Source organism: Paenibacillus nuruki (genome assembly GCF_001721045.1).
GTDB classification, from domain to species: Bacteria; Bacillota; Bacilli; order Paenibacillales; family Paenibacillaceae; genus Saccharibacillus; species Saccharibacillus nuruki.
Genome location: NZ_MDER01000075.1, coordinates 117904 through 130989, shown reverse-complemented (window position 1 = coordinate 130989; position 13086 = coordinate 117904). Strand labels below are relative to the sequence as shown.

The following is a 13086-nucleotide window of genomic DNA, read 5'->3' as shown; positions in this document are numbered from 1 at the left end:
TTTTGAAACAAATTGAAATAATCAGAAATTATACATTAAGCGCTTACATTATTCGTAAAAAAGAACAAATCCTTGCGGATACATTCTTTTTTTGGATTATTCTGCTGGCTGACTATGATCCATGTCATGCGCTTGGAAAAATCCTGGTAACATTTGAGCTATTGTCCACTCGGTAACATCACCTTTAAGGTTAGTCAGGTATACTTTCGTATTTTCATCACTAAATTCAGCAATGACTTGACGACAAGCACCACAAGGAGAGACCGGACCTTCAGTATCCGCAACGATCGCAATCGCTTCGATCTTGCGTTGACCTTCAGATGCAGCTTTGAAAATAGCTGTACGTTCTGCACAATTGGTAAGGCCATAAGAAGCATTTTCCACGTTACATCCCCCGTAGACTTTACCGTCTGCGAGCAGTGCAGCGCCTACTTGAAACTTGGAATAAGGTACATATGCATTTTTACGTGCTTCTATTGCTGCTTGAATCAATTGATCTTTCATGGATAGGTCTCTCCTCTAACGGATAAGATATTTTGCTTTGCAAAAATCACTTTTGATCTTACTAAAAGAAGTCGCATTTATGATGCCAAATGCTTAGGTAAGATATTTTGCTTTGCAAAAATCACTTTTGATCTTACTAAAAGAAGTCGCATTTATAGTGCCAAATGCTAGTAAGAAGAAGTTCCTTCTTCGCCTTCAACGATTTTGACGCCAGAGCTTGCACCGATGCGTGTTGCACCTGCTTCAACCATGTTGTTTAAATCTTGAAGATTACGTACGCCACCAGATGCTTTAACACCAACATCAGGTCCTACCGTTTTGCGCATCAAAGCTACGTCTGCTGGTGTTGCTCCACCTGTAGAGAAACCAGTTGATGTTTTAACAAAATCTGCTCCAGCTTTGACAGACAATTCAGAAGCGCGAACTTTTTCTTCGTCTGTAAGTAGGCAAGTTTCGATAATAACTTTAACTAAAGCTTTACCTTTAGCAGCATCAACTACGGCTTGGATATCACGTTGCACTAGCTCGTTATTACCATCTTTCAAAGCACCGATGTTGATAACCATGTCTACTTCTGTAGCACCGTTTGCAATCGCATTGCTTGCTTCAAAAGCTTTCACTTCTGGAGTTGTTGCTCCTAAAGGGAATCCGATAACCGTACATACTTTGACAGGGCTACCTTTTAATTGTTCTGCGCAATAAGCTACCCATGTTGGGTTAACGCATACAGATGCGAACTCATATTTTCTAGCTTCTTCTGTCAATTTAGTCACTTCTGCTTGTGTAGCATCCGCTTTCAATAACGTATGGTCGATCAATTTGGCTAAATTCATATTGTTAATCTCCTTTGAGTGAATGGTTTGTTTGACAAATAACTGTTCAGCTCTTACATCCACATCATAACACCATGTTGAACATATGTAAAACAGTTTTTGAAATTATGTTCACGACAAATCAAAGGCTTACAGCACAGCTTTATTTTTTGTGCAGGCTGTTCCTATTTTAACACTATGTTACTTGAGATGTCATGTACTAAAATAACTTTCATTTTCAAAAGCTATTTATAAGTAACCGATTGCATAGTGGAATAAAAAAAGACTTCAGGTCATTGATCTCCTGAAGTCTCGTTACATTATGCTTTGCGTGGTAGTGAAGAGGATTTGCCTGTCATTTTCGATTGAGCATAATAAAGTACGATAATCACAATCGCTAACAAGGCTTGTACCGAAAAGATATTGCTAAATACATATCCATCTGCATACACTGCTACTGGATTGAAATGAACTGAACCATGATTCGCTTCGATCATTTTACCAATAATACTGGTTGCCATCGCTCCAGCTATAAAGTTAAGCAAAGAGAATAACCCCATGCCTACCCCTACTTGATCTTTGGTCAATGTACGTGAAATCGTGTTAGACATCGCAATCTGCATAAACGTCTGACCCACATTACCAAAAATAAGAATAAACATCACCACATAAGGGGACACCCCAACCAAAGTCGATAACGTGATAAAACAAATAAAGATTAATGTCGTTGCAATATAGACTAATAATGGGTTGCCTTTGCGATCAGCTAACTTACCGCCCTGACGACCTAGAAAAGCAGAACAAATCGCAGCCGGGAACATAATTAGTCCAATCAGTGCTGGAGATAGTCCATTCAATCCACTTAAAAATTGTGGAGTGACATAAGGTAGTCCAAAGCTAAGTCCTGTTGCCAAAAATGCAATCAACAATCCAAAAGAATACTGTTTATTGCTGAATAATTTGGGCTGAATAAAAGGCTCTGCCGCTGTACGTATCCGAACAATAAATAAAATCAATAAGATGGCGCCAATTATAGCGTACATCCACTGCCCTTGTGAGATCGCTAATAGTAACATCGCTACAGTTCCACCTAGCAAGATGCCACCGATCCAGTCGATCTTCTGCGCTTCTCCCCGATAATCATCTAGATATTTACGGAAAAATGGTAAAGCGATTAAAGGAAATAACGATAGTAAAAATAAAAATCTCCAGCTTCCAAAGCTCGTAATCAGACCTGCAACGATGGGTGCAATAGCGGTTCCTAATGATAATCCAATCGCTGTTGTACCGAGAGCACGTCCCCTTTTTTCAGGTGAAAAATAACGAACAGGCACAATCATAGCGGTTGCTGGGATAACCGCAGCTCCGGCGGCTTGTAGAACACGCCCTACAACCATCATCCAAAATTCAGTCGCTGCTAAGCCAACGACAGAACCTAAAGCAAAAAAGATCAGACCGAACGTCAATAAATCTTTGAGTCGGTATTTATCGGCAAGCTTGCCGTATACGACAGAACCTACTGCATAAACAATCATATAACCGGTTAATAACCATGTCACATCGGCGGCTCCAATATTGAACTCTTTACTAATCGTAGGCATTACTACATTGAACATCGAAGCATTCATTACCGAGAATACTAATGTAAATGCAAGTACACGCATTAATTTCTCACCATTGGGATAGACTCTTTCTGTTTCTGTTGCCACTTATGCTGTCATCCTCTCTACGTATACCGTTGCTATTTTATTGATAAACATGAATTAATTTGTTTAACAGCTGTTTGAGATGTTCTAATTCTTCAGCTGTAAATGTGTGTGTCGAACGGCTTTTGACTTCATTAACAGCTTGCTGAGCTTGAATATACTTTTGCTCGCCTGCTGTAGTTAATGTATTTTGCTTCATACGAGCATCATCAGGATGAGCATTACGTATAATCCAACCTCTTTTTTCTATACCATTCATTAAGCTAGTCACGCTTGATTTCTCAATAAGCAGTTGATGTTCTAACTCATGATTGGTAATCCCGGGTTGAATCGCTATTTCGTGCAATGCCTGACTTTGCTGAGAAGTTATATTTAAAGATCGTAACGACTGCTCGATCTGACGCTTGATCGTTAAATATGTTTTTTTGATTAAAGGAGTCGGACTAGATAAAGCATCTTTTGCCTGTTGCTTGTATCTATCTATATCACTCTGACTCAATACATTCCCCTCTTTCTTTAGTTCGAATTCGAACTAATTTTATTTCAAAACAAAACTATTGTCAATACAAGCTTATGAATTAGATATACAAAAAAACAACCTTCTACTGGATCATGTAGAGGGCTGTTTTATAAGGCAAATCACTTTTTGATATTTATGTTAATAAAGCTTGAGCTGTAAATTGATCGGTCACCAAAATATTAGCGTATTTGCCAACTAGAGCAGCTTCAATCGCTTCGATTTTACGTTGTCCACCAGCGACCAAAATCGATTTTTCTTTTTTCCGTAAATCAACCAGATCGATGCCTACCGTGCGATCATTGATAGCCGGGCTACAGATATTACCCTGTTTATCAAAAAAGCGTGAGCAGATATCGCCAGCTCCTGTTTGTTGTAACAATCGCTGTTCTTCTTCGTTAAAATAACCCAGTCTGAACAAAAGAGCATCTTCTTTTACAGTTCCTACGGTGAAAACAGCAATATTAGCTTGTCTACCCAGTTCAATAATACGCTGAATATGACGATCTTCATCTACCATTTTTTTAAGTTCAATACTGTCGAAAATAACAGGTAACGGCAAATAGCGAGCAATCGTGTGATACGCTTCTGCAAAAAGGTTAACCGTTTCAGCCGCATAGGTGTTCACATGCGAGTGACTTACTCCGCCTTTGAGTTGTACAACTTCAACTCCGCGTACTTGCTTCTGCTCTAAATGTTCTGCAACAGCATACATCGTAGTTCCCCAGGTGACTCCAATAATATCACTATCTTTAACCGTCTCATGCAAATAATCGGCGGCACGCTTGCTGATATGCTTTTGGATTTCTTTATACTCATTGATCGGTGAATAACAAACATGTACCGTATCTAATCCATAACGTTTTTTTAATTGTTCTCCAAGTGCATCCAGATCTTCGAGAGGATCTACAATATCTATCCGCACATACCCTTTTTCTTTGGCATACTGTAGCAAGCGAGATACAGTCGGTCTAGAAACGCCTAGCTTGGTCGCTATTTCTTGTTGGCTATGATCAGAAAGGTAGTACAATCTTGCTGTCTCTATACTCAAACGTTGTTTGTCATTATCCACGGCTTTTATCATCCCACATCTCTATCAGAATCTAGCTGAACAGTTCAAACCATCTCATTTCACATATTATACATTTTTTATACATTTTTTAAAAATATATTTCAAGGATCACTATTCATGTGAAATCATATCGTTTTACAGTTGTTAACAGATTTGTATCTACCTTTTCGAAAAAAGTGACTTTCTAGTAACAGATTATATCTCCTTTTTGCAGATAAAATAGCCGTTTGTTTTCAATAATATAGGGTATGGAATAAGAGAGCCTTTGTTTTGGCAATATGGGTTAAACACCAATATTGACTAATTTTGATAAGGGCTTCAAGAATACAAAAATACTGGAGGTATGATAATGTTCACACGTCTTGACCAAATCATGATTGAAATTCCGGATGTCAAAAAGCCTGATCCTAATGCAGCAGCAGCTGTGCAAGAATTACTTGGTGGTAAATTCGGGGAAATGTCGACTTTGAACAACTACCTCTATCAATCTTTTAACTTCCGTGGAAAATCTAAATTAAAACCTTTCTACGATCTAGTTACTAGTATTACAGCTGAAGAATTAGGTCATGTGGAATTGGTTGCACACGGTATCAATAAAATTCTTGCAGGTTCTAGCTTGCCAGGTGAACCTGATTCGACTCCACTTGATCCGCTTAAAGATGTTCGCTTGAGTTATCATCATCTAGCAGGTGCACAAGGTGCTATGCCTCGTGACTCTATGGGTCGTCCTTGGACAGGTGATAATGTATTTAATAGCGGTAATCTTGTAGAAGATTTGTTGCATAACTTCTTCTTAGAGTGCGGCGCAAGAACACATAAAATGAAAGTCTATGAGACAACAGATCACCCAGCTGCACGTGAAGTGGTTGGTTTCCTTCTTGTTCGTGGTGGCGTACACGTTGTCGCTTATGCAAAAGCATTAGAAATTGCTACAGGCGTAAATGTAACCAAACTTGTACCGGTGCCTTCACTAAGCAACAAAGCATTTAATGAGTCACGCAAATACGAGGAAAAAGGTGTTCATACTCGTCTTTATACTCATAGTACAGATGATTTCAAAGCGATCGACCAAATCTGGAAAGGTACTCATCCAGAGGATGGATTGCCACTTGAAGTGATTCACGGATTCCCTCAAGGTGTCCCTGTTCCTGAGTATCCTGAGTTAGATGAAGAGTTCGCTCCAGGAATTTCACAAGAAGATTTCAAAGAAATTGCTAAGCGTCTCAAAATGGCTGGTAATATTACAGACTAAAGCAAAAAGGCTGGTTTCCAGCCTTTTTTTACATAATTTCAAATGCACATTTACCCTATTTAACTCATTATTTTTAGTTATTTATTTATTAAATTTTAAACATATGGTTTCGATTGCTAAACAATGGTTAATAAATAGACGAGAAGAGATTGCTGAATAAATCTTCTAAGTGCTTGTTGTAACACAAATGTTATAAATCAAGTGATTTAGTGTAGTTATTCAACTATCTTAAAAAAGACATTTAATTATTAGGAGGCGACAACAATGGGTTGGTTATGGGCATTAATCGTAGGTGGTATTATTGGTTGGATCGCAGGTATGATCGTAGGACGTGACGTTCCAGGTGGTATTATTGGTAACATCATCGCAGGTTTCATCGGTGGTTGGTTAGGTAACATGTTGCTTGGTACTTGGGGTCCAGAAATCGGTGGATTCTTCATTATTCAAGCGATTATCGGTGCTGTGATTGTTATTGCTATCGTGAGTGCTATCATGCGTTCTTCTAGAAGATCACGCGGTTAACACACATCATTATGTATCATAAGATATTCAATATCTTATGATCTCAAAAAGTCTGTTCCTTCGGGAGCAGGCTTTTTTTATGCTTTTTTTTGTGATTTTCTTCTTATAAAACTTATCCTTTTCACGATGTTAGAAGCTGTTTGCTTCGGCATTCTATCGAACAGGTGCAAATCGGTTAATAATAGATAACAACATAGAAGATGAAGCAAAGGATGGTGGATATGTATTTTTATTCGTTGTGGGACAATCTAGTTGCGTGGTATTACAATATCCGCTGGATTGATCTACTTGTATCAATTGCAATACTGATTGTTTTTTTAGCTTTCCGCAAATTATTTACACGCTATTTATTTACTTTTGTTTTACGACGATTTGATAGTCATCTAGCTGTTCTTCGCTGGTTGCAAGCTTTTGAACGACCACTACAAGCCTTTTTTACTTTAATCGGTACTTACTTGGCTTTGCGATACTTTATGCATGAACAATGGACATTTATTATCGGGATTGACCGTATTTATCGCAGTATTGGTATTATCCTTTTGGGATGGGGAATCTATAATGTGTCTGCTTCCTCTTCGCTTATGTTAGAAAGTATGAGTAAGCGATTTGGATTGGATGCTACAAGCATGATTATTCCTTTTCTATCCAAAGTATTACGCGTGATCGTTGTTGTACTTGTTATAACAATTGTCGGTGGAGAATGGGGATTCAGTATTAACGGTCTAGTCGCAGGTATGGGGCTTGGCAGTCTTGCTGTGGCTCTAGCTGCTCAAGAAACATTAAGTAATGTAATCGCAGGGATTATTATTATTTTGGAAAGACCGTTCTCGAAAGGTGATTGGATCTCTACACCGGATATCGAAGGGATTGTCGAAGATATTACGTTCCGTAGTTCCAAAATCCGTACTTTTACTGATGCACTGGTGATTGTACCCAATTCCAAATTAGCTGCACAACCGATTACTAACGGTAGTCAAATGGGAAAACGCAAAATTTCGTTCCCTCTTCGGGTGGCTTTAGATTCTAATCGAGATGCCTTAGCACGAGTGGTCTCTCGTATTCAATCAGAGTTAGATACAGATGATAATGTCGTAGCAGATTCCGCTATGGTCAAATTCAATGAATTTAACGAAAGTAGTCTGGGTATTCTGGTGCAATGTTTCACTAAAACCGCTGCTTGGGGCGAAAATCTAGAATACCGTCAACATCTTAATCTGATGATTTTAGATATCTTAGAAGAAGAAAAAGTGAAATTAGCTTATCCAACACAGCGTATCGTCATGCAAGAAGTGGAAGCTTCTTCTTGATCATCATGTATAACATCCTATAGCCAACAATGACTCATATAAAAATATTAAAAACCACCTATTGGGAGCCTTAAGACCAAACAGGTGGTTTTTGTTATGTGTATAAAATTGATACGATAAGTAAAGTGGTCTATTTACGAAGAGGCAACCATTCCAGTACATGCTGGATTTTGGTATCCCAATATCCCCATTCATGCTCGCCTGGCTCTTCTTCATACGTTAATGCTAATCCCAATTGCTTCACATGATCACGGAACCGAATATTATGCTCATACAAGAAGTCTTCTGTTCCACAGCATTGATATAATTGCGGAACTTCAGTGCTATTGGATTGAGCAAGTTGTTCTGTCAGATAAAATAAATCATTTTCTGAACCACGTAATTCTTCAACTGTTCCGAAAATACGCTCTAGCTCTTGAGTGTAGGCAACATCGCCACGTTCATACAATGCACTTGCATCAGTTGCTCCAGATAGACTGGCTGCGGCTGCATAACGATCAGGTCGACGTAAGCCTAGCTTGAGTGCGCCATAACCGCCCATTGACAAACCAGCTACAAAACGGTCTTCACGACGATCAGACAGCGGGAAAAACGATTCAGCGAGTTGTGGTAATTCTTCACTCACGAACTTGAAGTAATCTCCGCCTTGCTTCATATCTGTATAAAAACTACGATGTGCCGCAGGCATTACAACTGCAATACCATATTCTGCTGCATAGCGTTCTATCGATGTCCGTCTTAACCAGATCGAATGATCATCAGATAGACCATGTAGTAAATACAATGTAGGATGCTTACCTCCGGTTACTTTACCTTCCATTCCAATTTGAGAATGAGTTTCCTGTGGTAAAATCACATTCATTGTAGATGAAAGCCCTAGTACTTCTGAATAGAATTCACATTGAATTAAAGCCATATTATCTCCTCCTCTTTTAATATCATACCCTTTTTCGAAAATGAAAGCGATTTTATAATAACAAATATAGGTAAACAAAATAAAAAAAGCAACCTTCAGTGAATCAATTCACTGGGTTACTTTTGCAGGTATTCTATGATATGCATAACGGTAAGCATGTATTCATAAAGAAACATGCTTAATATGTATTCTATGTTTTTTTATCGTTTTAATTAAGCGCGAGTTTTAACAGGGATTCGTGTAGAACTCAATTGTGCGTTCAAAATATCTTGAAAACTTTTAGGTGTTTCTTTATCCGCTGCTTTTTGAACGGTTGCGTTTGATTGCTGTCTGAAGTGGTTGTAGTTGTATGGTGTCATGTGGTGAATACTCATATTCATTTGCTCCACGCTTCCTTTCGTCCGTCAAATTTGTTTGTTTTTGTTTTGTATCTTGTAATGTGTATATACCCCTGCTTTTTGAGAATGAAAACATAAATTAAACATATTTTGAACTATTTTCGTTAATTGATTCTATAGACCCTGATCCGTCAAAAATCTCATTATGTTAACTAGGACTTCATTTGTCGAATGCTGTATAAAACAAATTCTAAAGTCCTATAATCGACAATATGAATTTAGTTACATATAATTCCAAAAGTAAATATTCCTAAAATCAATTTATAAAAATTTGACTATCTTTTTGCAACTTATTTTAAATCCTTTGCGTCTGTAAGGATAAGCAAGCCAATTAAGGCTAATAATTAACCGAGGTGATTGGTAATGAGAAACAAACAAAAATGGATGACATTCGTTACGGCTTCAGTATTGACACTATCTTTAAGTGGCCAAGCTTTTGCAGCGAGTGGGGATTTTACAGATATCAGTAAAGTACCAGGTCATGAAAAAATTGAATCGTTAAAAGATCGTGGATTTATTAACGGCGTTACAGCAGATCAATTCAAACCTAATCAAACGATCAATACAGCGCAAGGTGTGCAAATGATCGTCAATAGTTTCCAATTAAGTCTAGCGGCTTTTACTTTTATTAAAGCTCCAGAAGCGAAAGACTTTTATAATAATGTTAAAGATAAAGTATGGTATTCAGACGCATTTATTATCGCTAATCTAAATGGTGTTGATATTCCAAAAGATGTGAAGCCTGCTGCTAAAATGACAAAAGAAGAATTTACAACTTTTGTGATGCAAGCGATGGAAAAAGCCGGTAATATGCCGATGATCAACATTAAACCTGTTGAGATTGCAGATGATAGCAAAATCACTCCTTCTTATCAGGGTGCTATTCAGCGTTCATTAGCACTAGATATCAACAAGTTAGATAGTAAAGGTAACTTTGATCCAAAAGGCGAGGTAACTCGTGCTGAAGCAGCAGTCATGATCTATAATGCTTTAGAGTATATGAGTCATCTCAAAACACCTACTGTTGATCCTATGCCTGAACCTTCTCCATCTCCATCCGACGATAGTTTAGATAAATAAAAATCACTTTTACTTTCACGTTTACCTTGGAGTGAATATTCTATTATTCTAAACAGCGAATACAATAGTTAGTGTTCACTTTATAAGCTGTATAAACAAAAAGAGTCTATCCCTAGGTAATATAGGAATAGACTCTTTTTTTACTGTAATGCATCACCATACATTATCAATCAATATGGTCTATACTCTAGACCTCACTTTGCATTTGATGATGATTCCATTCTTCACGCAAAATACCCATACGAATCGAATCGTAATAAACACCGTTATATAATCTGCATTTACGTAAACGTGCTTCCAGCATCATGCCTAACTTGTAACCGACTGCAATCATCCGTTCATTGCCTGACCATGTGGTGAATCCTACTCGTACCAGTGGCATTGCTGTAAATAGATGATCGATCCATAATGTCAGCGCTCTGGTACCATATCCCCCGCTCCAATAAGCAGGATCATAAATCACAATCCCTACTTCTAACCATAATGAAGGTTCATGCTCCCAGTAATAACTGACAATTCCGATGATATGCTGATTCACTTCAATCACCCAAAAGCTTGGACTTTCTATAATACGCAGTCGATCTTGCCAGTATTGCTCATAAGGAACGTGAACATGATCATAATAAGGAGCATCCCACTTTTTCCATTCTGGAGATTCGTCTTTATATATTAAATCCCATAATATTGGAATATCGGCTTCAGTTATCGGACGAATCTGTAATTCTTGATCGGTATGTACGATACTCCTTCAGCTCCTTTGATCTGACTTTTTGGATCTTACAGTGATATCTATAAATACTGATTAAACCAATCGGCAATATGATTCAGTCGTTGTATTCGTAATTGAGGATGACCGCTACGAGATAACTCATGATTGGCATCCGGGAAACGAACAAACTTGGTCACTGCATTCAACCGTTTTAACGCTATAAACCATTGTTCAGCTTGCTCAATTGGGCAACGCAGATCTTTTTCACCATGCAGTATCAAAATAGGTGTTTTGACATTCTGCACATACGCTAGCGGGGAATGATCCCATAAGGTATTGAAATGTTCCCACGGATTGCCTGCAATCTGATCTTCTACAAAATAAAAACCAATATCGCTTACCCCATACATCGACATCCAGTTGCTGATCGAACGCTGAGTGACTGCTGCTTTGAAACGATCGGTCTGTCCTACAATCCAGTTGGTCATAAACCCACCATAGCTACCGCCCGTTACACCTAATCGCTCTTGATCAATCCAGTCGTAATGCTCGATGGCATAGTCTGTGATTTCCATCAAGTCTCGATAATCACCACCACCATAATCATGACGGCATGCATTTACAAATAATTGACCATAACCATGACTACCACGCGGATTACCATAGATTACAGCATATCCTTGCGAGACTAATAGCTGAAATTCAAGCATAAAAGTATATCCATACATCGCATGAGGACCACCATGAATTTCTAGAATAGTCGGCACTTTCTGATTGTCTGCTTGATCTCCGGCTGGACGCATAATCCACGCTTGAAGACTTTTGCCATCTACAGAAGTGACACTCATTTCTTCAGGCTTGCTTAAGATCAGTTCGGCAAGCAAAGCATCATTATGGTGAGTCAGACGCGTCTCAACTTCAGTCTCTGGATGCCAGTAAAACAATTCACCGGGTTGCAATGGATCAGCCGCAATAAAGACGATATGTTGCTGTGCTGTACGGGCAAAATAGTGAATATTACGCTCTCCACCCAACACCGTCTGATAACCCGAACCATCTGTAGCCATTGATAGTAAATGACAAGCACCAAACGTAGTACATAATACATCAATTGCTTGTCCATCCGAATGATAAACAGGCTTATACGTTGAACTGAGTCCTGTATCTCCTACTACAGCATTCAGCAACATCATATCATCGTGGTCACATAACCCTTTAATCGTTCCACTCGCTAAAGACAATTGATACAGTCGATTCAGCGTCGCATTGTAATAAGATTGATCATCTGCCACCATCGCAATAGATTGTCCATCCGGTGACCAAGTCAGACTGGAAATGACATATTGATGATCTGTCCATTTGCGTTGCTCATGACCTTCCGTGTTGATCGTAAATAGATCATTTTTGCGTGAAAAGTCAGGATTTTCTTCATCTTCTGTAGGAATATGAGCGACATATGCAATCTGCTGTCCATTCGGTGACCAGGCAAAATCTTCAACATCATATTCTCCTGCTGTGATCCAAGTTCCCGATGGATCAGCTAGCTTATGTACATATAGATGTGTTCGTCCTCCATCCCATAATCCACCACTATCCGATTTGTAAATGATTCGATCGATTTCCAAAGCCTTTTTGGATAAAGGAACCGACGAATCTTCTTTAGAATCTGTTGATTCGTTAGACGTTTGCTGTGATGATACATTATTTGTCGCTGCAATTAATAAGGACTGACTATCCGGTGACCAGACAAAAGAACCTACTCCTTCAGCCAAATGAGTCACTTGATGTGCTTCTCCACCATAAGCAGACATGATCCAGATCTGGAAATGGGAATCAGACTCCTGTTTACGTAAAAAAGCCAGTTGCTTCCCGTCTGGTGACCAAGCAGGAGCACGATCATGAGTGCCTGCTGTCCATTGAATATCTTCACTACCATCTGCCTGCATCCGTCGCAAATGGGAATCATATCCATCTTGCTTCTTATTTACCTTCTGCATTTCATATACAATTGTACCGTCTAACGGTGAGATCACCGGATTTTTGACCCAATGAAACCGATATAAATCTTCTGCAACAACGCCTCGTCGACTTCCCATATTTCATATCCCCTATCTTCATTAGAGTCACAAAATGTATACGTATTCTTGCTTAAATACTATCTGATTACATTTTCAATCGCAAGAACATACCCCATAACCTACACAAATCAATCCACCCTAAACATATTAATTTTCAACTCCCTAAACTCTCTAAAGCCCTTAAATTCTTAAATTATTAAATTCTTAAATCTT

Annotated in this window: 13 protein-coding genes; 4 read left to right on the top strand and 9 right to left on the bottom strand. The window is 38.6% G+C overall.

The genetic code is table 11. The features are described from left to right. Nucleotides 1–96: 96 nt before the first annotated feature. The 5 genes from PTI45_RS19500 to PTI45_RS19480 all read right to left on the bottom strand — a co-directional run bounded on the left by PTI45_RS19500 (nucleotide 97) and on the right by PTI45_RS19480 (nucleotide 4611). Nucleotides 97–504 carry a cytidine deaminase gene (locus tag PTI45_RS19500; RefSeq protein WP_069329257.1) on the bottom strand — a complete coding sequence of 136 codons (408 nt, stop codon included), beginning with the start codon at nucleotides 502–504 and terminating at the stop codon, nucleotides 97–99. 167 nt (nucleotides 505–671) lie between these two features. Continuing rightward, nucleotides 672–1337, bottom strand: coding sequence for a deoxyribose-phosphate aldolase (deoC, locus tag PTI45_RS19495; RefSeq protein ID WP_069329256.1), 666 nt, complete (start codon nucleotides 1335–1337; stop codon nucleotides 672–674). A 299-nt stretch (nucleotides 1338–1636) separates the two neighbouring features. Then, a complete protein-coding gene (locus PTI45_RS19490) occupies nucleotides 1637–2980 on the bottom strand; it encodes an MFS transporter (RefSeq protein WP_069329279.1) in 1344 nt (447 codons plus the stop codon). Between the two features lie 82 nt (nucleotides 2981–3062). Further along, nucleotides 3063–3521 (bottom strand): MarR family winged helix-turn-helix transcriptional regulator, encoded by a 459-nt coding sequence (locus PTI45_RS19485; protein WP_083243624.1) that lies wholly within the window; start codon nucleotides 3519–3521, stop codon nucleotides 3063–3065. Nucleotides 3522–3675: 154 nt separating this feature from the next. Further along, nucleotides 3676–4611: a DNA-binding transcriptional repressor DeoR gene (locus PTI45_RS19480; protein WP_069329277.1), complete on the bottom strand. Its 936-nt coding sequence runs from the start codon at nucleotides 4609–4611 to the stop codon at nucleotides 3676–3678. 349 nt (nucleotides 4612–4960) lie between these two features. Here PTI45_RS19480 and PTI45_RS19475 point away from each other — a divergent pair, with 349 nt between their 5' ends. The 3 genes from PTI45_RS19475 to PTI45_RS19465 all read left to right on the top strand — a co-directional run bounded on the left by PTI45_RS19475 (nucleotide 4961) and on the right by PTI45_RS19465 (nucleotide 7692). Beyond that, the gene (locus tag PTI45_RS19475; RefSeq protein WP_069329255.1) at nucleotides 4961–5863 is read left to right on the top strand and encodes a manganese catalase family protein; all 903 of its coding nucleotides are present in this window, start codon (nucleotides 4961–4963) and stop codon (nucleotides 5861–5863) included. A 264-nt stretch (nucleotides 5864–6127) separates the two neighbouring features. Further along, on the top strand, nucleotides 6128–6385 hold the full coding sequence (locus PTI45_RS19470) for a GlsB/YeaQ/YmgE family stress response membrane protein (RefSeq protein WP_069329254.1): 258 nt from the start codon (nucleotides 6128–6130) through the stop codon (nucleotides 6383–6385). 200 nt (nucleotides 6386–6585) lie between these two features. Then, nucleotides 6586–7692: a mechanosensitive ion channel family protein gene (locus tag PTI45_RS19465; RefSeq protein ID WP_241669363.1), complete on the top strand. Its 1107-nt coding sequence runs from the start codon at nucleotides 6586–6588 to the stop codon at nucleotides 7690–7692. A 130-nt stretch (nucleotides 7693–7822) separates the two neighbouring features. Here the strand turns inward: PTI45_RS19465 and PTI45_RS19460 are convergent, their stop codons facing one another. Both PTI45_RS19460 and PTI45_RS24235 read right to left on the bottom strand, forming a co-directional pair. Then, complete coding sequence (locus tag PTI45_RS19460; RefSeq protein ID WP_069329252.1) at nucleotides 7823–8608, bottom strand: alpha/beta hydrolase; 786 nt, start codon at nucleotides 8606–8608, stop codon at nucleotides 7823–7825. A gap of 212 nt (nucleotides 8609–8820) precedes the next feature. Continuing rightward, nucleotides 8821–8988, bottom strand: coding sequence for a hypothetical protein (locus PTI45_RS24235; RefSeq protein WP_175425225.1), 168 nt, complete (start codon nucleotides 8986–8988; stop codon nucleotides 8821–8823). A gap of 381 nt (nucleotides 8989–9369) precedes the next feature. Between PTI45_RS24235 and PTI45_RS19455 the strand changes: the two genes are divergently transcribed. Continuing rightward, entirely contained in the window at nucleotides 9370–10086 is a 717-nt protein-coding gene (locus PTI45_RS19455) for an S-layer homology domain-containing protein (protein ID WP_069329251.1), read from the top strand. Nucleotides 10087–10273: 187 nt separating this feature from the next. Here PTI45_RS19455 and PTI45_RS19450 read toward each other — a convergent pair whose 3' ends face one another. Together PTI45_RS19450 and PTI45_RS19445 are read right to left on the bottom strand one after the other, a co-directional pair. Beyond that, on the bottom strand, nucleotides 10274–10828 hold the full coding sequence (locus PTI45_RS19450) for a GNAT family N-acetyltransferase (RefSeq protein WP_069329250.1): 555 nt from the start codon (nucleotides 10826–10828) through the stop codon (nucleotides 10274–10276). A 47-nt stretch (nucleotides 10829–10875) separates the two neighbouring features. Beyond that, the gene (locus PTI45_RS19445; RefSeq protein WP_069329249.1) at nucleotides 10876–12891 is read right to left on the bottom strand and encodes a S9 family peptidase; all 2016 of its coding nucleotides are present in this window, start codon (nucleotides 12889–12891) and stop codon (nucleotides 10876–10878) included. Nucleotides 12892–13086: the final 195 nt, after the last annotated feature.